This window comes from Saprospiraceae bacterium, assembly GCA_016709995.1.
Taxonomy (GTDB): domain Bacteria; phylum Bacteroidota; class Bacteroidia; order Chitinophagales; family Saprospiraceae; genus JADJLQ01.
The window spans coordinates 905,263-929,741 of the sequence record JADJLQ010000001.1 but is presented as its reverse complement, the minus strand read 5'-3'; the positions used below and the strand labels follow the sequence as shown (position 1 = coordinate 929,741).

Below are 24,479 nucleotides of genomic sequence, written 5' to 3'. Positions count from 1 at the left end.
TTGTCAGACACCTTAGATGGAACCGGAGTAAAATCCTTTGGATGGTACGGTTGCAGCATTTATGGCCCCGTTCATCAGGACGAACATGGTGGAGAGATAGACCCTTGTGTGAGTCGAGATTATGGCAGTGGCCGTGTTCCCAACTCAACTGAATCCAACCGCAAGGATCTTAATTCATGGTCGCCAATCTATTGCCATACCTGGCTTTGCCTTGACAAAACAGATCAGGCTGGCAAACTCAATCCCAAAGATTATTTCTCCAAACCCATTTTGTTGAGTGGTGGTCCTAATGGCACTCCACTTGCAGGTTATGAGAAAGGAGACTTTAAGATCTGGGACAATTGCTGGATTGGTGGTGCACCGACAGTTGTAGATCAAGAGTATATTGACAATTGTGGTAATGGCTGGATCAGCCGCACCTGGACAGTTGGAGACAAATGTATGACCTCGAGTGTCTCCTGCACGCAAAAGATTATCATGAAGCATCGATCTGACTTTGAGGTAATGTTCCCTGAAGATGTAGTCGCTGTATGTGGAGGTGGAACGGCTCTGGATCCTGATGCTACCGGCAGACCCATGATCATGGATGATGATTGTGAGTTAGTAGGGGTACAATACGATGATGAACGATTTGACATCGTACCGGATGCTTGTTATAAAATCATTCGTACCTGGAAGTTAATCGACTGGTGTAAATACGATCCAAACGCACACGACCATGATCCGGATGTGATCGTAGACGACCGGTTTGTAGCCAGTGCAGATAGATATTGTGTGTACAGAAAATTAAAAGATGATGGTGATGGTTTTGTGACCTACACCCAGATCATCAAAGTGATCGATACCATCGCTCCTGAAGTAACTTGCCGTGATACAACCTTCTGTTTTTATGACGGTTACACCGGAGCCGGTGCAGAGCCAGATCCAATGTGCAGTGTACCTGTATACATAGGCCCTGACTTTGTGGCAACGGATAATTGCACAGAAACATCCTTGATCAGCTTCAGGTATGAAGTCAATTTAAATGCATCTACCAGTGATTACGACGGCAAGAAGTACAACGTAACTTCTATTGACTTCAAAAGCGGACCTAATCAAAAACGATTCACTTCAGCAGCTTTCCCATCAACCTTGAAGCTTACTGCCGGCAAGCACTTGCTGACGATTATAGCGGAAGACAATTGTGGTAAAGAAGACACTACTACCTGCAAGATAGAAGTGAAAGATTGTAAGAAACCAACTCCTTACTGTTATAATGGTATTGCTACAGTCATCATGCCTTCCACCGGTTCTGTTATTGTTTGGGCAACTGATCTAAATGCCGGCAGCTATGACAACTGTACCAAAAAGGCTGATTTGAAGTTTAGCTTTGACGCCGATGGCAAACAATTGAGCGATACATTTACTTGTGCAGATGTGCCGGGCGGACAAAGTGCGATCAATGAAGTTAATATCTACGTTTGGGATGCAGCAGGCAATAAAGACCATTGTTTGACTTATCTCAATATCCAGGATGGTAGCGGCAATATCTGTCCAGACCTGGCTGGAGTAGTAGCCGATGTATCAGGTAAAGTAATGACTGAAAGCACTGAGGCAGTGGAAAACGTGACTTTACAGACTATTGATACCAAGCCCCTGCCGGCTTATAAAACCGATGCCAAAGGCACCTATGCTTTTTCAGATCTACCGATGTATCATGATTATGCTATCGTACCTAAACGCAATGATGATCCTACAAATGGTGTCACCACCATTGACTTGATATTAATGCAAAAGCATATCCTCGGCGAAGAACTTATCACTTCACCTTATAAGCTGATTGCAGCGGATGTGGATAAGAGCAATGATATCAGTGCCATCGATTTGGTAGAACTTAGAAAATTGATACTAACGGTTTATGATAAGATGCCAAATACAGAGTCCTGGAGGTTTGTACCCAAAGATTATGTATTCAGCAATCCTGCTAGTCCATGGGGTTTTCCTGAGAAAATTAACCTCGCTAACCTGAACCAAGATGAAATCAATCGTGACTTTATCGGTATCAAAGTGGGTGATCTCAACAGCTCTGTTGTACCTCATAGTTTATTGGGTGCTGAAAGCCGTGGAGCAGCGGATGTATTGCGTTTCAAAATCATCGATCAATCACTTAAAGCAGGTGAGGAGACAGTAGTAGAATTTACTGCTGAAAACTTCCGCCAGATCGAGGGTTATCAATTTACCCTGGCGATGAATGGTTTGGAATTAAAATCAATTGAGCCTGGATTATTGAAGATTAGTAATAATAATTTTGGTTTGACCAAACTCGGTCAGGGTTATATCACGACCTCCTGGAATGACAATACTGGGATCAATGCTTCATCGACCGATGTACTCTTCAGCATCAAAGTGAAAGCTGCCAGAGACATTACCTTGAGTGAAAGTATGTTTATCAATTCTAAGTATACGCACGCTGAAGCATACAAATCAACAGCGGTGTCAGGATCCAGTTTAGGGGTGACCCTCGAAGTAGGCAGCCGGTCTACTTTAGGATATGCTTTGCATCAAAATACACCTAATCCTTTCTCTTCCTCCACCATGATTGCATACGAACTGGCTAAAGCTGACAAAGTGACTTTAAAAATCACAGACATCACTGGTAGGGTAGTGCGGGTCTATCATCAGGATGGAGTAAAGGGTTATAACCAACTCAAAATATCCAAGTCTGATATACCTGGTACCGGATTGATGTATTATACTCTGGAAACTAAGGACTTTAGCGCAACTAAGAAAATGATCATGCTTCAATAGATTTTGAGGTCATATCGATAAGAATAAAGTTTCAAAAAACCCTCTCAGCTTGCTGGGAGGGTTTTTTGTTAATACTCTTTTTGTTTAGACAAGTAACGCCTTGTAAGAACTGTTCTCCTGTACGGGCATGAGATAAAACATGACCATTTTGTGCCTTGTTATAAACATCATTCTTCCCATTTTGATTTTAAAAAAGTTTTAGCTTTAGCTTGTAATTATTTTTAAAATGGAATCTAACAAAGACGATGCTCCAGTATCCCGCCTACAATCTATAGACGCTCTTCGGGGATTCGATATGCTTATGATCTCAGGAGCAGGTGCTTTTATATATTCTTTAAAAGACAAAACTGGTTGGTCTTGGGTGGATCATGTCGCCATACAATTTGAACACACTACCTGGCATGGTTTTACTTTTTATGATTTTATTTTCCCTCTATTCCTTTTTATCGCTGGAGTATCCATCCCATTTTCATTAAACAAAGGACTTCAACAAGGAAGGTCAAAACAAAGTTTATACAAAAAGGCTTTCAGACGCATGTTGATATTAATCGCCCTTGGAATTCTTGAAAAAAACCTGCCATTTCCTTTTTTTGAGTGGTCTCAGATTCGACTAGGAGGCGTTTTGCAAAGAATTGGTATAGCAGGATTTATTACAACGATCCTTTATCTGAATTTTAGTTTTAAAAGTAGAGCATATTGGGTCGCCGGTATTTTGCTGTTTTATTACGCTTGTATGTTCTTGATACCTGTACCGGGATTTGGCGCTGGAGATCTTTCATTCGAGGGCAATCTGCATGGATGGATCGACAGGACTTTTTTACCCGGGCGATTGATTCAAGGCACCTTTGATGAAAACGGATTGTTTACGACATTGCCTGCATTATGCCTGACAGTGTTAGGGAGCTTCGCGGGAGATATATTTCAAAACAAAGCATTTACAGAATATGGCAAACTTAAAAGGATACTGATACTCGGTGTCCTTTGTATAGGGATTGGGCTTTTATGGAGTCTTCATTTCCCCATAAACAAACGGCTGTGGTCCAGTTCCTTTATCCTGTTCACCGGCGGTATGTCTTTTTTAATGTTAGGTTTATTTTATTGGATCATCGACATTTTGAAATACAAAAAATGGTCCTTCTTTTTTGTGGTCATAGGCATGAACAGCATAACGATCTACCTGGTGTATCATTTTATTGATTTTGGCTATACCTCCAGATTGCTTTTTGAAGGGCTATACATCAATGCTCCTGAGCGCTTACATTCTATTTTTCAAAACCTGGGGGCTTTGATCCTGGTATGGTTTTTCTTATATGCTTTGTACCGGTATAAAATATTTTTAAAGATTTAATACACTTGATTGTCTGCCGTTTTAGACTCTATCTGGTGCCTCGTAAAGGTCCTTTAAAAGATGCCTATATTTGAAAGTCATGAATTATATTGTATTTGACCTCGAATTGACTTGTTGGGAAGGAGATATGGCCGGCAGGTTTCAGGAAATCATAGAAATAGGAGCATACAAAATAGATCCTTATGGCCATATCCAAAGTCAGTTCAGCAAATTTGTCAAGCCGGTGATGTATCCGATATTATCACCATTTTGCTCCAAGCTCACCAGCATCACACAAGAGATGATCACACAAGCCAAGCCTTTCAAACAAGTGATTAAAGAATTTATGGATTGGGCTGAGATAGATATTGAACCACATTATTTGATAGCCTGGGGAGATAAGGACCTGGATTATTTAAAAGCAGACTGCCTATTACACAAAATAGATACCGAATGGATCTCCTCATATACCGATCTTAAAAAACAGTATCAAAAAGTGAAAAAATTATATGAGCCAAAAGGATTAAAACATGCCACAGAATCAGAAGGACTTGAATTTGAAGGCACCCTGCATCGGGCGATAGATGATGCTTATAATCTTACAAGAATTTTTACCAAATATTTTGGGGAATGGAATCTGCATAAAATTAATTAGAAAAAATTTAAACATAGTTGTCGACCGGTGCAGAAAAAGTAAAGCAAGATGGAGCTGATCGCATATATTAACTTAATTTTTTAACTTAGCAAATGATATAAACCAACCAACCATGCATTCAAAAAAAATCCTTACACTGTTCATTCTGTTTTCTTCATCGCTATGCTTAATCGCGCAAAGTGTTACCTCCTTAAATTTAAAAATCCCTACCGATCTTTATTTTGCAAAGGACCCTGCAAGTGGCAAGTCTATAAGATTTAATGTTCAGACTAAACTAGATGCTATCTCCATGCTATCCAGCGATAATAGAAATAGTGAGGGAATAGGCCCGGGCCAGCACCGAACCATGGGAAAAGGTAGAAAATCATTTTTAATGGCTATTCCAATGTTATACAATGTGATATCAGCTGCCGGATCTGGTAATTATTTGTTTGGTAAAGATGGGGGAGAAGGGGATGTAGATGATGCTGTAGTGACTATAGCTTTTAATAACGCGGCAGGTAGCCCGGAACTAGACAGCAAAGGTCCACCCATCTTATTAAAAATAGCAACCCCGGAAATATTGACAGTCAATTCGACAAATGTAGGAACCGCTGTAAGTAGCCAAAAGTATCTCAAAGTGGAGCCTGACAGGTCAATGAGTACTACAATCAGTATCACCAGAGAGGATCGCCGGGGCCACGTTATGATCTGCATATTTAATGCTAAGAATGGCTTCTTGCTGGGTTTGCTCAATCCTAAACAGAATGCAACTGAAAGTTTTACTACGACCAAAGATGTCTATGTGATTCCAATGATTAAGCCTGACAAATCGTTAGGTGGTGCCGGGGTGGACCAGATCCTATTTGCAGTGGGAGACCCTAAAACAAACGGTTCAGCCAGTGCAGAGGAAGAATAAGCAATTATTTTTCAGCCATGATCTCAACTCCGGTCCAATTGATCGGCTCTTCCATGGCCAGGTATTTTAATGATCGGGTCAAAAAATATCGGGCAACCGAATCTTTGGAATACTCATCAATCATTTTTTGAAAAATGACGCTTGCCTGTGCAAACTCACCATCCTGAAAAAATTTCATTGCCCGGTTATGAAGTTCGAGTGTTTTTAACTTTGCTTGATATATGTCCCCTCTCTCAGCATCAAGACATTCATACACCGTGATAGATCGTGACTTTCCTTTGAGTTGAATCTTTCCTAAAGATCGGAAGGAGTATCTATTTTTATCAACCAATTGCAAGTATACTTCGTGACTGATCAATATTTTTACACCAAAATATTTAGTCAGGCCTTCGATTCTGGAAGCAATGTTTACTGTGTCAGCCAGTGTGGCAGGATCTGCTCTTTCCTGGTCGCCAATGATCCCCATGATGAGAGGTCCTGTATGAATGCCCATACCAACTTCGATAGAGGCCCGTTCCTTTGAGCTTCGATCCACATTGTAATCATGTATAGTATGATGCATTTCGATCGAAGCATCCAATGCAAACTCTACGGCTGCAGGGAAAATCGACATGATAGCATCACCAAGATATTGATTGACAAATCCTTGATGTTTTTTAATGATCGGACCCATGCGTCCCACAAACCCATTGATAAATTTAAAGTTTTGTTCGGGACTCAGATTTTCTGCTAATCCGGTATAATTGCGAATATCAGAAAACACTATAGTAAACTGGCCATTGGTAAAATCACCGATCTTAGCTTCGGTGATCGAGTTTCGTCCTATGGCATTCAGAAACTCAATTGGAACAAACTTATCAGATGCTTTGTAAAAATCTTTCAGTCGAAGGTGGGTGTGAATTCGTGACAAGAGTTCATCCTTAGAGAATGGTTTTGTCAGATAGTCATTGACACCTACTTCAAATCCTTTTAGCAGATCAGAGATGGTGTTTTTAGCAGTGAGCATGATCACCGGTAGTTTATTCATTAAATGAGTCTCCCTGATTTTTTTGCATACTTCAAAGCCAGACATATTGGGCATCATCACATCGAGGATCACAAGGTCATAAATTTGAGTTTGAAGCTTAAGCAAAGCCTCCTGTCCATTAAAAGCTTTATGTACCTGGTACCCGCGCAAACTCAGATGATTTTCTAACACCTGGATATTTACTGCTTCATCATCTACTATCAGAATCGAGGCGGATGATTCTATGGTACCTGATGTGGTCTGTTCCCCAGTCAATAGATCCGGTGGTGCTTCCTCCGTCTCTATGGTATTGATTTTCATCAAAGTTTCAGAGTGTTCTACCAACTCATCCCGATGTAACTGGCTGATAGGCAATTCAAACGAAAAAACTGATCCCTCTCCCGGAATAGAGTGTACCCCGATCGATCCACCGTGCAGTTCAACCAATTGTTTAGTAACCGCCAAACCCAACCCTGTACCACCATAAGATCTTGTCTCGGTCCCATCCAATTGTTCAAAGGATTTAAAAATGAGATCCAGTTTGTCATTGGGTATACCGATCCCCGTGTCCGACACATTAAAAAGGATCGTTTTTTCCTTTTTCTCAGCGGTAAGGGTTATTTTACCCTGGTCAGTAAACTTGATGGCATTGCCAATAAGATTGTATAAAATCTGTTGAAACCTGTTTTCATCAGCATCGATAAGTGGTATATCATGAGGCATTTTATTCTGCAATAAGATGGATCTTTTGCCGATAAGGATATTGGAAGATTGTATGACCAGATCAGCTACCACATAAGGGTCGACAGGCTTTAATTCCAGGTTAAGATCTTTGTTTTTAGCTTTTGAAAAATCGAGAATGTCATTGACCAGGCTTGAAAGTCGCTTTCCGCTGGAGGAGATTAGCTGAAGGTTGTGGATGGTCTTTGGGGCTAATTGACCTGTGACCCCGTCGATCAATGAATCAGCTAAGCCAATAATACCATTTAAAGGTGTTCTCAATTCATGTGAAGTATTGGCCAGAAACTGATCTTTAATTTGATCAATGTGTTGCAATTGGCGGGTCTTTAATTTTTCAAATTGAATTTGTTTTCTGTGTTGCCTCAATCTGAGAAACAAATACATCCCTGATAAGGTAAGCAAAAGGAGTAGGGAAGTGCCTACTATGATATTCTGATTGCGCTTTTGTTCGCTGATTTTAAGTTCTTTATTTATTTGATCAGCATACAATTTTTGAATTTCAGCTTTATCCTTTTCCTGATCGTAGCGTGATTGCACTTCTGCGATCTCTTTAGATTTCTGAACATTATCGAGACTATCCTGCACCAGCGTATAGCTAGTGTAGTATTCATAGGCTTGTTTATACTGGCCCATAAGGTTACTGGCATTGGCCAATGCCTTTAATGCAGCAGCTTCGACTGGCAGGTAATGATTGTTTTGAGCTGTTTTCAAAGCGCCGGCGAGTTGAGCGAGAGCAGCTGGATAGTTTTTTCTTTTAATCATACACCTCGCGATTTCTACATCTACATTGGCTATATCTTTTCCATATTTTAATGACGAGAACACTTCTCTGGCTTGTCGCAAATAGGCTAGGGCCTCCTCCGTGGACCCATGATCACACAGACTTACTCCCAGGTTAAGGTACATATCAGCTACACCGTTTGGATTGCCGTTGGCTTGTTCGATCGCGAGTCCCTTTTTTAAATACTCAATATTTTTGTCATAAGCCCCCAACTCTTGTTCTACCTTGCCAAGGTTCATATATAATTTAGGTAGCAGGTCTTTAAAATTATTGGATTCAGATAAAAACAGGCTTTTATCGAAATACTCAATAGCCTTATTGTGATTTTTCTGCTCGCTGTGGATGATGCCAATATTGTTGAAAGTAGCAGCCTGACCCCAGGCATTTTGTGTTTCTTCGTAATACTTAAGTGCTTTAAAATAATACTCTATTGCTTTGTCATACAGGCCCATAGCCAGGTGCAGTTCACCAAAATTATTAAGCGAATTGGCCAACCTGTCCTTATCACTTCCTAGTTGTTCTTTTATGGTGAGACTTTTTTCATAGTATTCCCGGGCATTGGTAAAATCGCCGATGTCCTGGTAGAGGATGCCCATATTATTATAAGTACTGGAGAGTCCTTCCTGGTCGTTGAGTTGAGCTTTAACGCGGATGCTGGATAAATAATGGTCAATGGCTTGAGGCATTAGCCCCAGGTTTTTGTGGATCAATCCCAAAAAATTATAAGCCCAGGCTTGCTCAGGAAGATTTTGGTTTGCTTGAGCTGATCTAAGGTATTTTTCTCCGTAGATCGCTGCAGTATCGCGTTTGCCGTCGTAATAATATACCCGGGTAAGTGATTTAAGTACCTGTACATACAAAGTATCCAAGTCATCTGCGGGCATCATATCCAATAACCGTATGGCTTGGGCCGCTGCCAAGGGATATTCTTTCTTAGATTCAGATGATTTTAAGGAGTCGTAGAGATTTTTGAAAGCGCTGGAGGTCGACTGTGCTGTAGCTGATGAACTTATGGTGAGCTGAACAGAAAGAATAAAGAATAAACAAGAATATCTCAAATCTCTGCAAGTTAAATAATAATGTAAATTGCACTTGAACATCAAATTAGAAGATGGTTTTTTTAGTGAGTATTGAAGACCACTTAAAGGTATAGAATTCTAAAGTCAATATTTTCTAACTACTTAACATAATATTAATTATGGGAAATAATTATTGCCCAATTTAGCTATTCTGTATAATTATCAAACTGATTATCAATCGTTTAATATAAAAAGGCTAATTTTGTGTATTGATGAAAAAATGGATCAAAATCATTGGATTTTCTTTTATGGGTTTGTTTATAGCAGCCCTGCTTTTCCCTTTATTATTTAAGAACAAAGCCAAAGAAATTTTAAAAACTGAAGTTTCGAAAGTTTCAGGAATTAAGGTTGACTTCAAAGATTTGTCCATCTCGATCATCAGCAGTTTTCCTGACCTGGGGTTGAAAATTGATAGTTTGAGTTTAAAGGACAGCATGAAGGAAGTTTTATTTGACGCCAAAGAAGTCGCGCTTGATTTTGATTTAATCAAACTGATCCGCTCGGGTTTTAAATCATTTGAATTGAACAAACTGTCTTTGGACCAACCAACCGTCAATATTTTATATTCAAAATCTGGAGCTTCAAACTTAGATGGTTTGACCAAAACTGATTCAACCGCAGCCACCAGGACTCAATCTCCGTTGACATTTAAGATTGAGCAGACGAGGATCAAAAACGGCACATTCAGATACAGGGATTCCAGTGCGGAGACATATGTCTACTTGACCAATTTGAATCACGATGGTGGTGTGCGGTATGACTTAAATGATTTGACCATCCTCCAAACCAGCACTTTTGATAGTCTTAATTTTTTGTCCAGGTCTACAAAGTATCTGGCCGATGTACAAGGAAAGTTGGATGGTACTATGGTATACCATCTTGATTCCAATAAGTTAGATCTCATCGAAAACGCCATCTTATTAAATCTACTGAAAGCAGATATCGAAGGTTCTTTGACATTTAATGAACTCAATACTGAACTGAACTTACACCTAAAGACACCTAAAAATGATTTGACCCAATTGGTATCTCTTATTCCGGGAGCCTATCAACATCATTTTGATCAGCTTACGACCCAGGGATCCTTTTTACTCGACAGCAAAATCGCAGGGCAGTACAACAGCAATGGAAGAAGGCCTTCCGTGGATCTATCCATGCATATCAAAGATGGCCAGGTAAAATACAGTCACTTGCCCTACCCCATCGACCACATTGCCCTCGATTACACTTTTAAGACCCTTGATACCACTTTTACAGCTTACGAACTGAAGGTGCCCAAGTATCACTTCCAGGTGTTAGATGATGCCGTGGAAGGTCATCTTGAAGTAAGATCCAACCAAAAAAACATCGTAATTAACGGAAAATCTGAAGGTCGTGTCGATCTACATAGTCTTGAGCTTGCTCTGCCCATAGATTCATTGAAGATGACCGGACATTTGAATTTTGATGCAACTTACGCTTTCGACAATGAGCACATTTTAAAAAACAAGCTAGACCAGGTGACCCTGGATGGTCGGTTGCAAGGAGATAAAATATTTGTTCATTTATTACCTTACAAACCCTTCAGGGCGGGGAAAATTACTGCCACCCTAAATCCAGTAAAAAGCATTTTCCAATTGGATTCGGTCTATTATGGGCAAACTGATATGCGAGGCAGCGTCGAAATCAAGAATCCCCTGGCATTGACAACTGCGCAGCCATCTCTTAGCCAATATATAGTCTCCATTCAAAGTAATTTGATGGATATAGATGAACTTAGCAGTGGAGCGAGTGGTTCGACCAATAATTCCCGCTTGAGTGAAACAGATTTTGCGTTTCAGACCAATATCCTGTTCAATGCAGTCATCCAAAAAATGCTGTATAAAGATTATGAGATTGGTCATGTCACTGGGTCCGGTAAATATCTGAAAGACACCCTCATTTTAAGTAGCTTAAGCATGCTGCTCAATCAATCCGAGATCAACACCCAAGGACAACTTAATGATCCATACAGATGGAGCAATGATGCCGGCACACTCTCCGGGAATATCCATCTGCAATCTAAATTATTTGAGGTGGATCCATGGATGTCCAATGACGCTGGCAATGGCACCATAAGTGATTCTCTATTCATTAAAAATCTACCGCCATCGACCAATCTAATCGTCAGTGCAAAACTGGATCAGGCAAAGTATGATGGTTGGGTGCTCAAAGGTGTCAACTTCGCTGGTGTCTTAAAAGATCAGGTCCTTGAAATACAAGAAGGTAAGTCATCGCTGTTTGGAGGTGAAATCAATCTCAGTGGAGTGTATAGTGAGCATGATCTATCCCCGGATTTTAACCTCAAATTGGATCTCGCCAAACTGCGCATAGAGGACATGTTCAAAACTTCTAAGGTATTTGCCCAAATTGCCCCGGTAGCCGCCTTTTTGGAAGGCTTGTTTTCTTCCTCTCTGATCATGCAAGGTGGATTGAATAAAGATATGGAACCGATATGGAGTGAATTTGATGCTGCAGGTGTATTGGAGACGGTCAATGGTTTATTCTCAAAATTTAAGCCCCTTGAAGAAATCAGCAAAAAAATCCAGCTTCCCATTCTCAATTTTTTTAAATGGGAAAAATCGAAAAACTGGTTTGAAATTGAAAACGGAAAAATTACGATCAAACCTTTCACCATAAAACAGGATGATATATTGCTGACCATCAGCGGATCGCAACAAATAGATCAGCTGATGGATTATAATGTAGTGATGTCAATCCCGAGAAAAACATTTGACAAATATAAAGTAGGCTTGAGTACGAATGCTACGTTGGATTGGCTAAGAAATCAGGCCGCTTCCAAAGGGCTCAACATTACCGCTTTGGATACCATATTTGTATCATTTAATCTTCAAGGCACTTTTAGTCAACCATCCTACACGCTGAATCTTGCAGAAAATCCTGCAGGAAAATCTCTGGCACAACAAATCCAAGAGGATATAACCACTTCTATTAAACAAAAAACAGATTCAATCAAAGATGCTGCCGAGGCTAAAATGCAATCAACTAAAGACAGTATCATCGATTTGATTAAAGGTGAAGTATCTCAAAGGAAAGAACAATTAGACAGCCTGACCAAAGTAGTAGAAGATTCTTTAAAAAAAATGGCTGAAAAGCAGACTAAGATCTTGTTGGATTCTATCATAAAAAAAGAAACTACCAAAGTCCTGGATTCCGCCATTCAAACTCAATTGGATACACTGCTTTCAAAGAAAGCCAAAGAAGAGATTGAGATCATCAATGAAAAATTAAAAAACTGGAATCCTTTTAAAAAGAAACCTACAAAAGAAAATCAGCAGTAATTTTGCATTAATGTTTCCGTGTAGAAGGTTATATTTATTTTTCTCCAGCGTCTTGGTTTTCAGTAGCTGTTATGCACCGCGAACCGCTCAGCAAGCCGAAGCCCGACTTTATCAAAATCATACCTTACAGGAAGATACCAGCACACTTTATCAAATGCCTTTTGCACCAGATACAAGGCATAGGATGATCCAGGGGTATTATAGCAGGCATACCCATAAGCATAAAGCCGCCATAGATTTTAAAATGAAAGTAGGTACTCCCGTGTACGCATCTCGCAGTGGAAAAGTCATTTCCACAAAAAGTGATTCTGACAAGGGCGGGTTTAATAAAAAATATCGACCTGATGCAAATTATGTGATGATCGAACATGAGGACAGTACAAGAGCAAGTTATCGTCATTTGCGCTTTGAAGGAGTAACCGTGACTCAGGGGCAATACATCTATGCAGGTCAACAGATCGGATACAGTGGCAATACCGGGTATACGGTTATGCCGCATTTGCATTTTTCTGTCGCAAGATTTATAGATGGAAGATGGGTTTCGATTCCAACCCGATTTCAGTCAAGCAAAACAGCCGGATATCTCAGACCTTTGTATCTCTATACATCTATTAACAAGACTCCAGACCTGGAAACTCCTGTAGACATTCATGTGTTAGCCAATTAACCAAGGTTCCTTTCCAAAAAATCCAACCAATTCTTTGACATTATTTTTGCTATATCCTGACTTGTAAATGCCCTGGCAGCCAATCTTCCTGGTATAGTTTGGTGATCTGCAATGCTCTGTATGTCATATGGGCTTTGTTCCGTGCCAAATCCTCCATCTAAGTCTGATCCAATACCAACATGATCTACATTGCCCGCAAGATCGCAAATATGAACGATGTGGTCTATCAGCCTATCAAGATTACATCCTAATGCTCTCGAATCTGATTTGCCTCTTACCCAATCGGGTACGATCATCCAACTATCAAATGCAGCCCCAATCACCGCCTTCCTGGATATCAACTCCTTCAATTGATCATCGGAAAACTGCCTGTTGTGATTCACGATGCTTCTGCAATTATTATGACTGGCCCACACAGGACCATTAAATATCTCCAAGGCATCCCAGAAGGCCAGATCGCAAAGATGTGTAGCATCCAAAATGATATTTAATTTTTCCATTTCTCTGATAAGGGCCTTGCCATCAGCATTTAATGGACTTGAAGCATCTGTACCATGCGCATATCTGCCAGGACCATAATGTGCCGGCCCCAGTGCCCTGAGGCCATATTGATGAGCTGTGTGTAAATAAGACAAGTCGATCATGGAGTCAGCTCCTTCGAGAGACAATATGTATCCAATTGCTTTCTGGCTTTGATCTTTGGAGTCTTCATTCCAATATGAAATATGCGCAGCCAACTCAGTTTTATTCCTGATCATTCGCAACTCACCCTGGGCTTCCATCGCTTTATACCAAGCCAGTTGTCCTTGCGTATGAGCCCATGCCTGCGCGGGTGAATGCCAGCCTGGTAGCGGATTATCTGCGGCAACATACCTGGCTATTTGTGTCGCTACCACTAAACCTATATTACCTTTTCTGAGTTCTTCAAAGCAAACCGTATTATTGCCACGATCCGCTTTGTCTTTCATGTTTTTTTCTCTTGCTCTAATGTCAGCAAGAGATTGGGTGAGGTCACGGTTCCATTCGGTGGCATTCATCGATAGGTCCAGGTGTGCGTCTACTATAAACATAAACTGAAATTATTTTGATTAAATATTGATTTTTCGATCTCTGGCTATATTGAACCATTCACCTGCAAGTCCATTGTCTTCCACACTGTAGACGCGTTCGTACAAGGCTACCGTGGGACAGATATGGTGTGGAATACCATATAATACATCACCAATATGAAACTCGTTGGGTGCGGCATGATGAAGGACCAAATGTTCTTCACTTTGACCTATTGGCTTTAGATCTTTTGCGTTTAAGAAATAAATCCTATGGTTAATATCATTTTCAGATGCCACTGATTTGTGCCCCAGGTCTGTACAAATATGATTAGCTCCAACAGAAATCACTCGTGTGATCAATACAGCGGCAGGTTGAAAAGTCTTGCCTTCGTATAATTCACCATATCCCTGATCCCAGTAAATAAAAGTACCCGGACTGCATACTACGAAGAATCTTCCAGCGTGAATTGGAAATGTAGGTGATCCTCCGCATATTAAATCATACGTAAGATGTGAATGACCTTGCATATGCTCCAATAGTTTATAAACAGGCAGGATAGCTTCATCCGCATGTTGTTTTCTCAGTTCAAGATCTGAATCCCGAATATGCCCATCATAGGCATGTAATCCTTTCACGCTGATGCCGGGGTTTTGATTACATAATTCAAAAAGAGAATAAGCAGACTCTGGAAGGATACCGGTGCGATGCATTCCTACATCGATATCAAGATATACATTGACGGTACTATTTGTTTTTGAAGCGATATTGGAAATGGCCAACACAGCATCCGGATGATCTACCAGACAGGAGTACTGAGTCAATGGATATCGCTCTATGAGGCTAAAAAGTCTGTCTACTTTAGGCCCGACAGGTTGATAGGCTAGCAATACATCGGGTGCATCCAGCATTCCCAGGAGCTCAGCCTCAGCAATGGTGGCACATTTAAATTTTGTGATACCGGCATCCAACATCATTTGGGCGGCTTCCAATGATTTGTGGGTCTTGATATGGGGTCTCAACCTGGCAGGATCTCCTACCATACTAATCGCTGCCGCGATATTGGACTTCATCCTCGATGGATATACCAGCAAAGCAGGCGAATCTATATTCGAAATATCTTTTAGTTCAAACCATTCCATCTTTTATTTATGGTGTTTTTTATTTACCGGTAAAATGTGCTTTCCTTTTTTCCAAAAATGCAAGAGTACCTTCTTTAAAATCGTGACTGTCTGCAAGAGCTGTAAATTGATCTCCTTCAAACCCGATTCCCTGGTGAAGGTCTGCATCATAATAATTCACTGAAGCAATGATTTTTTCCACGGCAAGCGGAGCCTTATCCGCGATAGACAAAATAATTTCTTTAGCCTTAGCCAATTCGCCGCCAGCCGGCACCACATGATTGACCAATCCTAAGGATTTGGCCTGATCTGCACCTATGATCTCTCCAGTGAGGATCATTTCCAGTGCTCTACCCTTACCGATTAATTGTGGAAGCCGTTGTGTACCACCATACCCAGGCAGGATCCCCAGATTGACTTCAGGCAGTCCAAACTTAGCTCCCTCCCCGGCTATTCTCATATGACAAGCCATGGCCAGCTCACATCCGCCCCCCAATGCATAACCATTGACCGCTGCAATCACTAGCTTATGATATCCTTCGATTTTATTCATCACTCTGTTGCCGGTGGATAAAAATGCTTTTGCTCCTCCAGGCGGGATAGATGAAAATTCTGAAATATCGGCTCCGGCTACAAACGATTTTTGCCCTCCTCCCGTAATAATGACTCCTTTAAGCTCATCATATTCTTTGAGTGCATCCAGGGCTTGCTCCAATTGCATAAAGACTTTAAGATTCAATGCATTTAAGGCTGAAGGTCTATCGATCGTAATGATATAGATACCATGATCTTCTTCTATTCGGATATCGTCGTACGTTAATGAACTCATCACTGTTTTTGACCTAAATATCGTGTTTTTAGCCGCTAAATCTAATCAGATACAAGATCTTAGGCTAATTTGTATTAATTCACAACTGACCAGGGTGGCGGGCATGATGCAGCAGAACCCAGGTTTGATGCCCGAATTGGATTCACTCACCGATTCAAGGGGCCTGGATAGCCTCAATTATGACCACCAGTTTCAGAATGGTACCCTGGTCGAATGAAATTCTAGTTGGCCTTTAGTAAAATATTTAATCCTCACTTATATTGATCATACCCTTTGAATGGTACATGGAGTCTGGAAATATTCTACTATACCATTGAAGGATAAATCCTTATTTTTATATCATGACAGCAGCAGATTTTTTAAAAGACTTACCTTCTAAAGTTAAACCTGAATTACTGGAAGGAATAGATACCATCTTTCATTTTGATCTTACCGGAGAAGGCGGAGGCCAATTCACCGTATATGTAAAAGATGGGCAGGTTGTAGTAGATCAGGGTCTGTGTGACGAGCCCAAATGTGTGGTCAAAGCTTCTACAGAGACCTTGATGGGTATCGTATCCAAAGACATCAATCCAATGATGGCGGTCATGACCGGTAAAATAAAAATCAGTAATCCGTCAGAACTCATCAAATATGCCAAGATCTTTGGCCTAATGTAAATTATAGGCCAGGCCAAATGATCTTGTCTCGGGGAAAGTTTTGAACGAAAGATCTTCGTCCATACTAAAACTCTTAAGATGTGAGTCTACAAATGCTTCCAAAGAGGCCAATAAATGGACACCAATGGTCATAAAAATAGCTACATCTTTTTTATCTCTGAAGCGGTCACGATACACTTTTATTTGTTTGGCATTAAAGGATATATCGGGCCTGACTAATACCGGCATATTGGTCCGCAAGGCTTCTGTGTAATAACCATTCCATTCTGCATAATTATCCCGGCTATATTTTATATTGTATAAGGCGGCACCATAGGCCCCGTAAACGAGAGGCAGCTTCCACCACCTCTTATTATAAATCTGACCCGCACCCGGAATAGCCAGTCCATACCAAAAGGCCAAACCTGGTTTTTTAGGTTTGCTGGTGGAATCGGGATCGGCACTGCGTATCGCTTTATTAACGATAGTAGCTGATTGGATGGTAATACTGTCTGCTTGTCCTGCCACAGTCCCGATCACGAGTATAATCAGGAGCGTTGAAAAAAGGGTTCTTTCAAAACTAAAGATCATACAGAAATCCGGTCGAGAAGTTCATTCAATTCGTCAAGGCTGGTGAAAGGCACGGTGAGCGAGCCTCTTCCTTTTTTGTCACTTTTGATGATGGTTTTCCTTCCAAATATAGCGTTGGCTTTATCCGTATAAGGCTTGATAAAATGATCAGCAGGTTTGGAGTCTTTTTCTTGTCTGTTGCTGGTTTTGGTCCCCTCATATGATTTGATGGTAGACTCAAGTTGTCTCACTGACCATTCATGCAATATGGCCTCCTTAAATAATTTTATTTGCAGCACCAGATTATCGATACCCGCCAAAGCCCTTGCATGACCCATTGATATTTTCTTCGTTTTTACTGCCTGTTGAATATCAGGTGGCAACTTAAGCAATCGCAAATAATTCGTGACGGTACTCCTGTCTTTACCCAGCCTGGAAGACATATCGTTATGGGTAAGTTTGCATTCTTCTATCAGCCTTGCCATAGAGATAGCGACTTCAATAGCGTTGAGGTTTTCCCGTTGTACATTTTCAATCAGGGCCATTTCAAGCATGCTCTGATCATTGGCTGATCTGATATAGGCCGGCAGTTCTTTTAATCCGATTAATTGGGCTGCCTTGGTCCTGCGTTCGCCGGATATGAGCTGGTATCGATTATTCGCAATTTTTCTAACGGTTATCGGTTGAATGATCCCATGAATCTTAATGGTAGCGGCGAGTTCATCCAGCGCATTCTTCTCAAATTCATTTCGGGGTTGATATGGATTTTTTTCAATTTGCTCGATAGGGATCATTTGCACGCTGGCCAAAGGTGACACCGAGGTGGATGGACTGGTTTTGTTTGTATCCATATTTCCAAGCAGCGCCCGGATCCCTTTACCTAATTCTTTTTTTTGGTCCATGGTGTCTATATGCTTTGTAATACCGGTTGTTTTTTCAAAAATTCGTCAGCCAGGTTCAAAAAATTGATGGTTCCTTTTCCAGCAGCATCGTACAATAAAACAGGTTTGTGCACACTTGGGGCTTCCCCGATTTTTGAATTTCTATGTACAATTGTTTTAAATATATAGTCTTGTGCATTTGTCCTAAGTTCATTGACCACGAGATTGGCCAGGCGAAGCCTTTGATCAAACATTGACAGGATGATGCCCTCGACTTCAAGCCCCGGGTTGAGATTTTCCTTTACCAGGGCAATTGTTCTTTTGAGCCGGCTCAGGCCTTCGAGGGCAAATATCTCGCATTGAATGGGGATCAACACACTATCCGCCGCAGTCAAAGCATTGATCGTGATCAAACCTAGGGAGGGTAGACAATCTATGATGATGTAATCGTATTTGTAGCTGACTTTGTCCAGTAATTTTTTAAGGATAAACTCCCGATTTTCTTTATAAACCAATTCTATTTCAGCTCCTACCAAATCGGGGTTGGAAGGCAAAATATCAAGGTTGGGGGTTTCTGTGGATAAAATGGCGTTCTGAGGATCTGCGTCGTTGATCATACAATCGTATAAGGTAGTAGTCAGATCATCCACTGCGATACCTACACCAGAGCCGGCATTGGCCTGAGGATCAGAGTCCACCAGCAATATGCGTTTTTCCAAAATCGCCAGGCTGGCGGCCAGGTTGATAGCTGTCGTAGTCTTCCCTACTCCTCCCTTTTGATTGGCGATAGCGATGATTTTAGCCATTGACTTCTTGCTTTAACATAAATAGCAAATTTACACCTTTTTAGATAAGCTATGGAGCCTCTGTTGTTTGTCCATGCCAATCTTAAAAATCAAATTATGGCCTCCTCCCCTGTTGTATTGACTTATGCACCTCTTTTTTGACCTAATTTGCTACATTTACAGCTATGACCAGAATCTTAGGCAGGCAATCATTTGGTTCCCCTGATCATACAGGAAAGTTACTCACTAAGGAGGAAGCCGGTGATTTATTAGCATCCTGGGTACCCAATATCAAACTTAGAAACCATATGTTTCAAGTGGGATATTTATTAAAGTGTTGGGCTGCAGAAAAAGAATCTTTACCTGAGGAAGACCAATGGAAATGGCAGCTCACAGGCTGGTTGCATGATGCTGACTGGGATCAGTGGCCTGACCTGCACTGTCAAAAAATAGTCGAAGAACTCGAATCCCGCAATGTAGACCCTGAAGTCATACATGCCATCGCGGCTCATGGCCCGCTTCACTTTGGCGTAGAACCTGAGAATAAATTGGACAAAATGCTCTATGCCTTTGATGAATTGTCAGGATTTTTGCATGCCTATTCCCTGATGCGTCCCGGAGGCTACGAAGGCATGGAAGTGAAGGGGGTTTTGAAGCGGCTTAAAGATAAAACCTTTGCAGCCCAGGTATCCCGAGAAGACATAGCAGATGGAGCAGCCCGACTTGGTATTCCGCTGGAAGAACTCATCCAGTTTGTTATAAATCATCAAGCCCATACCCCTGAATGCAAATAAAACACTTCTTCATTTTCATACTGGTCTCCTCGTGTAGCCTTTTATTTTTTTATTGTACATCTGACAAGGCACCCCGGCAAACACAATCTCTGGAATATGACATGATCTCCGTCAAAGACAGCGATGTAAAGACTTTAATAAAATATGATAGCCTGGGTCAGAAACTGATAGAAGGAAATGTCATCAATGGCAAAAAAAATGGTAGCTGGATCACCTACGCACCCGGAGGCGGGATCATGGACATCACCAATTATATCGAAGATGTCAAACAAGGTCCTTATATCAAACTCAATGGTGGTAACAATATCGTCGAGCAAGGCTCTTTCAAAGACAATAGTTTACACGGCCAGGTGATCAAATATTTATACGGCCATCTGGATGAGAAAATTGAATTTAAAGACGGTGTCAAAGATGGATGGGCCAGAAAATATTATATGCATGGTGGCTTACAATATGAAATGCAGGTCAAAGGTGAAATACAACAAGGACTGTACAGGTTTTATGGTGAGGATGGCAAACTGCAAATAGAAGAAACTTTTAAGGACGGGAAAAAAATCAGTGGAGGTATGGTCCATTAAGTCAAGCCGACATGGAATTAAATTTGTTATCCAAAAACTTTACTTTAAAACTCGATCAAAGTCTTCCTGAGAAAAGAATCTGGGACCTCATCAGAAAAAAATGGGTGGTATTTACCCCTGAGGAGATGGTGCGACAATTGTATATTCAATATCTACTCATTGAAAAAAAAATCCCGCTCTCCAGGATAGCGGTCGAAAAAGAGATAAAACTATCCAAAAAATCTAAACGCTGTGATATCATCCTCTATGATCATCAGGTGATCCCAAAAGTGATTATTGAGTGCAAGTCTCCGGATATTCAGCTTGACCACAAAGTGGTATCTCAAGTCGTCAGGTACAATCAGGCTTTAGAGGCGCCTTATCTTTGTATCACCAATGGATTGGTGCATCAATTTTTCAATAAAAACCATAATGGCTTTTGGCAACAAATTGACGAAATAGACTTTGACTCCATCCAAAAGGAATAAACCAAAAAATATTTATCAGTCAGGAATATTAACTTTACCCTATGCGACCCACCAAAATTTTGATCACCGGAGCCAATGGCCAGGTAGGTACAGCGCTGGCAGCAGCACTGCGTGAACATTATGGAGAAGATAAAGTGTTGTGCACCGATATCCGGAAACCCAAAGTAGAACATGGCCCCTTCGAAATGCTCGACATCCTCAATGTTCAACGAATGGCAGAAATCATAGAAGATCATCATATCACCCAGGTCTATCACCTGGCTGCTGTACTCAGTGCCAATGGTGAGTGGAATCCTAAAAAGACCTGGAATGTGAATCTCAATGGCCAACTCAGCATCCTCGAACTGGCTCATCAATACCAGATGGATAAAATTTTTTTTCCCAGTACCATTGCCGTCTTCGGCAAAACAACCCCTCAACAAAATACCCCTCAACATACCGCCGCAGAACCTGTGACCGTATATGGTATGAGCAAATTGGCCGGCGAATTATGGTGTCAGTATTATCATCAACGTTATGCAGTAGATGTCCGTAGTCTCAGATATCCAGGCATTATTGGTTGGCAAAGTCTGCCTGGCGGTGGAACGACTGATTATGCCGTAGAGATATTCCATCAAGCCATCAAATCCGGTCAGTATGAATGTTATTTGAATGCGGATACCACCCTTCCAATGTTATACATGGATGATGCTATACGCGCCACGATCGAGTTGATGGAAGCTCCTGAAGAAAATATCAGTATCAGGACCAGCTATAACCTGGCAGGTATCCCGGTGAGTCCTAAGCGTTTGTACGATGAGATCATTAAATATTACCCGGATTTTAAGCTGACTTACAATGTAGATTTCCGGCAGGAAATAGCGAATACCTGGACAGAAAGTATAGATGACCATGAAGCTCGTCATGACTGGGGATGGAAGGAAAAATTTGATATCACGAGCATGTCACAGGACATGATCATGCATTTAAAACACTATTACCATGCCTGATCATGATGCAATACTCTTAGACTTATATTCTATGTATTTTTTAAAAATAAATCAATCATGAAATTGAGACCATTATTAACAAATATATGCCTGGTACTATGCATGGCAGGTATATTCGGTCAAGATCAACAAACAAACTATCAGCTGCCTCCCAAAGCCATCATGGACTTAGCGACGGCGCCCCCCACCCCTACGGTATTGTTTACCTCTGACGGTACCTGGATGGTGATCATGCAACGCAATGCATTTATGAGTATCGAAGACCTTGCTCAACCTGAACTCAGAATAGCCGGCTTGCGCATCAATCCCAAATCTTTTGCGGGCAGCCGAATCCCGTTTATTGTCGATGTAAAATTTAAAAATGTCAAAAGTGGAATAGAATATGTCATTAAGGGCATGCCCAGGGATTCAAAAATATCCAATTTACAATTCTCTCCATCTGAAAAAAAAGTAGGTTTTATTCACCAGGGCACTGAAGGAAATGAATTTTGGGTAGCTGACATCAATACCAGGTCTGCCGAGAGATGGGGCAAAGCCAGCTTAAACTCTACGATAGGCAAACCATTTCAATGGATAGATGATAATAACATTTTAGCCAAAACCGTGAGGCTATCCAACTCGCCACCACAGATAAGTGCTATCCCTACCGGTCCTACCATACAAGAGACTGATGGAGTAGCCGCTCCTGCTGCCACCTACCAGGATCTGCTCAAAAACCCTGGTGACGCTATGCAATTTGAATATTATTGTTCCAGTGATTTGGCCAAAATCAGTGCTACAGGATCAACCAATATCGTTCAAAACAAGATCATCTCGGGTTTTGATCTTTCTCCTGATAAGAGATATATCTTACTGAATGTTGTAAAAAAGCCTTTTTCTTATTTAGTACCCTATTCACGTTTTGCATCGCAAATCGAAATCATCGACCTCAATGGTAAATCTACCAGGGTCCTGGCTGATAACCCTGTAGACGAAGTAAGACCGAAAGGTTTTGATGCTACTACCAAAAATCCACGAAACTTCCTGTGGAGAGACGACCAATCCGCCACCATCGCCTGGGTACAGGCTTTGGATGAAGGAGATGCAAAAAAAGAGGTTGAATTCAGAGACGCTATACTCCAGCTGCAAGCTCCATTCACTGGCAATCCATTCACCATATATAAGTCCGACCTCAGGCTCAGAGATATCAACTGGGGTGACAAAGAAATGGCCATCGTGACCGAAGGCATGTTTAGTACCAGGCAATCAATGATCAAACGATTTAATCCCATGCTGCCGGATTTGCGGGCTGATACTTTATTTAATTATTCTACAGATGATGCTTATAATGATCCCGGGAGAATCGTCACGACTCTCAATGATTATCATCGCGAAGTAGCCCTGAGTAATAACACCAAATCAAAGATTTATACCATCAGCCAGGGTGCTTCTCCGGATGGCAATATGCCTTACCTGGCTGCTTTTGATCTTAAACAAAAGACGCAGGAAATCTTATGGAGATGCAAAGCTCCTTATTATGAAATCCCCGTGCAAGTGATCGATTTACAGTCGGGTACTTTTTTTACTTCGAGGGAGTCTGTCACAGATGTGCCTAATTATTTTCTTAGAAATTTCAAAGGACTTAATCCGACTCAGATCACCCGATTTCCCAATCCACAGCCGCAAATGGATGGAGTAAAAAAGGAAAAAATTCAATACACCAGGGCTGACGGACTCAACCTGACAGCTATGCTGTATACCCCAAAAGGATATGATAAAGCTAAGGATGGACCGCTGCCGGTCCTGATGTGGGCTTATCCCCGGGAGTATAAATCTTCTACAGATGCTGCCCAGGTACGGGGCTCAAAATATATGTTTACCAGGGTGAGTTCCGGTTCACCACTATTTTGGGTATTGAGGGGTTATGCTGTGATGGATCAAACCGAAATGCCTATCATCGGCGAAGACAAAGATGAACCCAATGACACGTATTTACCTCAATTGGTACAAAATGCAGAAGCCGCGGTCAATAAGATCGTAGAGCTGGGTGTGGGTGACCGCAACAGAATTGGTATCGGAGGTCACTCCTACGGAGCTTTTATGACCGCCAATCTACTGGCGCACTCCGATTTATTCAAAGCAGGTATAGCCCGGTCCGGAGCCTATAACCGGACACTCACTCCTTTTGGTTTTCAGAACGAACAACGCACCTATTGGGAAGCACCGGAAATCTACAATGCCATGTCTCCTTTTATGCATGCGGATAAAATCAATGAGCCTATTCTCTTGATTCATGGTGAGGCAGATAATAATTCCGGCACTTTTCCCATACAAAGTGAAAGATTATACAGCGCCATTAAAGGCAACGGTGGTACTGCCAGGTTAGTGATGTTGCCTTATGAAAGCCATGGCTACACGGCCAAAGAAAGCATCTTACATATGTTATTTGAAATGGATAACTGGATGGAAAAAAATGTAAAATATCCCGGGACCATGAGCAAAAAACCCAAATCCTGATCTGCATTTTTAAAAAAAAGTCT

General features: G+C 41.2%; 20 protein-coding genes. 13 read left to right on the top strand and 7 right to left on the bottom strand.

From position 1 onward, the window contains the following. The 4 genes from IPJ09_03880 to IPJ09_03865 all read left to right on the top strand — a co-directional run bounded on the left by IPJ09_03880 (window position 1) and on the right by IPJ09_03865 (window position 5,667). Entirely contained in the window at window positions 1–2,787 is a 2,787-nt protein-coding gene (locus tag IPJ09_03880; GenBank protein ID MBK7370574.1) for a T9SS type A sorting domain-containing protein, read from the top strand. A gap of 226 nt (window positions 2,788–3,013) precedes the next feature. Beyond that, entirely contained in the window at window positions 3,014–4,135 is a 1,122-nt protein-coding gene (locus IPJ09_03875; GenBank protein MBK7370573.1) for a DUF5009 domain-containing protein, read from the top strand. 79 nt (window positions 4,136–4,214) lie between these two features. Further along, the gene (locus tag IPJ09_03870; GenBank protein ID MBK7370572.1) at window positions 4,215–4,769 is read left to right on the top strand and encodes an exonuclease domain-containing protein; all 555 of its coding nucleotides are present in this window, start codon (window positions 4,215–4,217) and stop codon (window positions 4,767–4,769) included. Window positions 4,770–4,881: 112 nt separating this feature from the next. Beyond that, on the top strand, window positions 4,882–5,667 hold the full coding sequence (locus IPJ09_03865; GenBank protein MBK7370571.1) for a hypothetical protein: 786 nt from the start codon (window positions 4,882–4,884) through the stop codon (window positions 5,665–5,667). Window positions 5,668–5,671: 4 nt separating this feature from the next. On the opposite strand, the gene IPJ09_03860 is transcribed toward IPJ09_03865, so the two are convergent. Then, a complete protein-coding gene (locus tag IPJ09_03860) occupies window positions 5,672–9,253 on the bottom strand; it encodes a tetratricopeptide repeat protein (GenBank protein MBK7370570.1) in 3,582 nt (1,193 codons plus the stop codon). A 233-nt stretch (window positions 9,254–9,486) separates the two neighbouring features. On the opposite strand from IPJ09_03860, the gene IPJ09_03855 reads away from it, so the two are divergent. Then, entirely contained in the window at window positions 9,487–12,594 is a 3,108-nt protein-coding gene (locus tag IPJ09_03855) for a hypothetical protein (GenBank protein MBK7370569.1), read from the top strand. Window positions 12,595–12,604: 10 nt separating this feature from the next. Beyond that, on the top strand, window positions 12,605–13,261 hold the full coding sequence (locus IPJ09_03850) for a M23 family metallopeptidase (protein ID MBK7370568.1): 657 nt from the start codon (window positions 12,605–12,607) through the stop codon (window positions 13,259–13,261). Here IPJ09_03850 and IPJ09_03845 read toward each other — a convergent pair. From IPJ09_03845 to IPJ09_03835, 3 genes are read right to left on the bottom strand one after another with little or no spacing between them, the layout of a single operon-like run. Then, window positions 13,258–14,331 carry a dipeptidase gene (locus tag IPJ09_03845; protein MBK7370567.1) on the bottom strand — a complete coding sequence of 358 codons (1,074 nt, stop codon included), beginning with the start codon at window positions 14,329–14,331 and terminating at the stop codon, window positions 13,258–13,260. The two genes, IPJ09_03850 and IPJ09_03845, sit on opposite strands and share 4 nt — an antisense overlap. A gap of 18 nt (window positions 14,332–14,349) precedes the next feature. Further along, entirely contained in the window at window positions 14,350–15,450 is a 1,101-nt protein-coding gene (locus tag IPJ09_03840; protein MBK7370566.1) for a D-TA family PLP-dependent enzyme, read from the bottom strand. Between the two features lie 19 nt (window positions 15,451–15,469). Continuing rightward, window positions 15,470–16,258 (bottom strand): enoyl-CoA hydratase/isomerase family protein, encoded by a 789-nt coding sequence (locus tag IPJ09_03835; GenBank protein ID MBK7370565.1) that lies wholly within the window; start codon window positions 16,256–16,258, stop codon window positions 15,470–15,472. 22 nt (window positions 16,259–16,280) lie between these two features. Between IPJ09_03835 and IPJ09_03830 the strand changes: the two genes are divergently transcribed. Together IPJ09_03830 and IPJ09_03825 are read left to right on the top strand one after the other, a co-directional pair. Further along, window positions 16,281–16,475: a hypothetical protein gene (locus IPJ09_03830; GenBank protein MBK7370564.1), complete on the top strand. Its 195-nt coding sequence runs from the start codon at window positions 16,281–16,283 to the stop codon at window positions 16,473–16,475. A gap of 124 nt (window positions 16,476–16,599) precedes the next feature. Beyond that, the gene (locus IPJ09_03825; protein MBK7370563.1) at window positions 16,600–16,917 is read left to right on the top strand and encodes an SCP2 sterol-binding domain-containing protein; all 318 of its coding nucleotides are present in this window, start codon (window positions 16,600–16,602) and stop codon (window positions 16,915–16,917) included. Here IPJ09_03825 and IPJ09_03820 read toward each other — a convergent pair. Genes IPJ09_03820 through IPJ09_03810 form a run of 3 tightly spaced genes read right to left on the bottom strand, consistent with a single transcriptional unit; the run spans window position 16,909 to window position 19,153 of the window. Then, window positions 16,909–17,487, bottom strand: coding sequence for a hypothetical protein (locus IPJ09_03820; protein MBK7370562.1), 579 nt, complete (start codon window positions 17,485–17,487; stop codon window positions 16,909–16,911). The two genes, IPJ09_03825 and IPJ09_03820, sit on opposite strands and share 9 nt — an antisense overlap. After that, the gene (locus tag IPJ09_03815; GenBank protein ID MBK7370561.1) at window positions 17,484–18,368 is read right to left on the bottom strand and encodes a ParB/RepB/Spo0J family partition protein; all 885 of its coding nucleotides are present in this window, start codon (window positions 18,366–18,368) and stop codon (window positions 17,484–17,486) included. Before IPJ09_03815 ends, IPJ09_03820 begins: the two co-directional genes overlap by 4 nt. Window positions 18,369–18,373: 5 nt before the next feature. Further along, on the bottom strand, window positions 18,374–19,153 hold the full coding sequence (locus tag IPJ09_03810) for a ParA family protein (GenBank protein ID MBK7370560.1): 780 nt from the start codon (window positions 19,151–19,153) through the stop codon (window positions 18,374–18,376). A 164-nt stretch (window positions 19,154–19,317) separates the two neighbouring features. Between IPJ09_03810 and IPJ09_03805 the strand changes: the two genes are divergently transcribed. From IPJ09_03805 to IPJ09_03785, 5 genes are all read left to right on the top strand, one after another. After that, window positions 19,318–19,926 (top strand): hydrolase, encoded by a 609-nt coding sequence (locus tag IPJ09_03805; protein MBK7370559.1) that lies wholly within the window; start codon window positions 19,318–19,320, stop codon window positions 19,924–19,926. Window positions 19,927–20,027: 101 nt separating this feature from the next. Further along, window positions 20,028–20,504, top strand: coding sequence for a hypothetical protein (locus IPJ09_03800; protein ID MBK7370558.1), 477 nt, complete (start codon window positions 20,028–20,030; stop codon window positions 20,502–20,504). Window positions 20,505–20,515: 11 nt separating this feature from the next. Continuing rightward, window positions 20,516–20,971: a type I restriction enzyme HsdR N-terminal domain-containing protein gene (locus IPJ09_03795; protein MBK7370557.1), complete on the top strand. Its 456-nt coding sequence runs from the start codon at window positions 20,516–20,518 to the stop codon at window positions 20,969–20,971. 41 nt (window positions 20,972–21,012) lie between these two features. Beyond that, window positions 21,013–21,960 (top strand): NAD-dependent epimerase/dehydratase family protein, encoded by a 948-nt coding sequence (locus tag IPJ09_03790; GenBank protein ID MBK7370556.1) that lies wholly within the window; start codon window positions 21,013–21,015, stop codon window positions 21,958–21,960. Window positions 21,961–22,017: 57 nt separating this feature from the next. Next, window positions 22,018–24,456, top strand: a complete 2,439-nt coding sequence (locus IPJ09_03785; protein MBK7370555.1) for a S9 family peptidase — start codon at window positions 22,018–22,020, stop codon at window positions 24,454–24,456. The last annotated feature ends 23 nt before the right edge of the window (window positions 24,457–24,479 follow it).

What these genes read in the sequence shown, in the direction of transcription:
- IPJ09_03875 (MBK7370573.1), top strand. Translation starts at nt 3,014, where the DNA reads ATGGAATCTAACAAAGACGATGCTCCAGTATCCCGCCTACAATCTATA.
- IPJ09_03870 (MBK7370572.1), top strand. Translation starts at nt 4,215, where the DNA reads ATGAATTATATTGTATTTGACCTCGAATTGACTTGTTGGGAAGGAGAT.
- IPJ09_03865 (MBK7370571.1), top strand. Translation starts at nt 4,882, where the DNA reads ATGCATTCAAAAAAAATCCTTACACTGTTCATTCTGTTTTCTTCATCG.
- IPJ09_03855 (MBK7370569.1), top strand. Translation starts at nt 9,487, where the DNA reads ATGAAAAAATGGATCAAAATCATTGGATTTTCTTTTATGGGTTTGTTT.
- IPJ09_03850 (MBK7370568.1), top strand. Translation starts at nt 12,605, where the DNA reads ATGTTTCCGTGTAGAAGGTTATATTTATTTTTCTCCAGCGTCTTGGTT.
- IPJ09_03845 (MBK7370567.1), bottom strand. Translation starts at nt 14,331, where the DNA reads ATGTTTATAGTAGACGCACACCTGGACCTATCGATGAATGCCACCGAA.
- IPJ09_03840 (MBK7370566.1), bottom strand. Translation starts at nt 15,450, where the DNA reads ATGGAATGGTTTGAACTAAAAGATATTTCGAATATAGATTCGCCTGCT.
- IPJ09_03835 (MBK7370565.1), bottom strand. Translation starts at nt 16,258, where the DNA reads ATGAGTTCATTAACGTACGACGATATCCGAATAGAAGAAGATCATGGT.
- IPJ09_03825 (MBK7370563.1), top strand. Translation starts at nt 16,600, where the DNA reads ATGACAGCAGCAGATTTTTTAAAAGACTTACCTTCTAAAGTTAAACCT.
- IPJ09_03820 (MBK7370562.1), bottom strand. Translation starts at nt 17,487, where the DNA reads ATGATCTTTAGTTTTGAAAGAACCCTTTTTTCAACGCTCCTGATTATA.
- IPJ09_03815 (MBK7370561.1), bottom strand. Translation starts at nt 18,368, where the DNA reads ATGGACCAAAAAAAAGAATTAGGTAAAGGGATCCGGGCGCTGCTTGGA.
- IPJ09_03810 (MBK7370560.1), bottom strand. Translation starts at nt 19,153, where the DNA reads ATGGCTAAAATCATCGCTATCGCCAATCAAAAGGGAGGAGTAGGGAAG.
- IPJ09_03805 (MBK7370559.1), top strand. Translation starts at nt 19,318, where the DNA reads ATGACCAGAATCTTAGGCAGGCAATCATTTGGTTCCCCTGATCATACA.
- IPJ09_03800 (MBK7370558.1), top strand. Translation starts at nt 20,028, where the DNA reads ATGATCTCCGTCAAAGACAGCGATGTAAAGACTTTAATAAAATATGAT.
- IPJ09_03795 (MBK7370557.1), top strand. Translation starts at nt 20,516, where the DNA reads ATGGAATTAAATTTGTTATCCAAAAACTTTACTTTAAAACTCGATCAA.
- IPJ09_03790 (MBK7370556.1), top strand. Translation starts at nt 21,013, where the DNA reads ATGCGACCCACCAAAATTTTGATCACCGGAGCCAATGGCCAGGTAGGT.
- IPJ09_03785 (MBK7370555.1), top strand. Translation starts at nt 22,018, where the DNA reads ATGAAATTGAGACCATTATTAACAAATATATGCCTGGTACTATGCATG.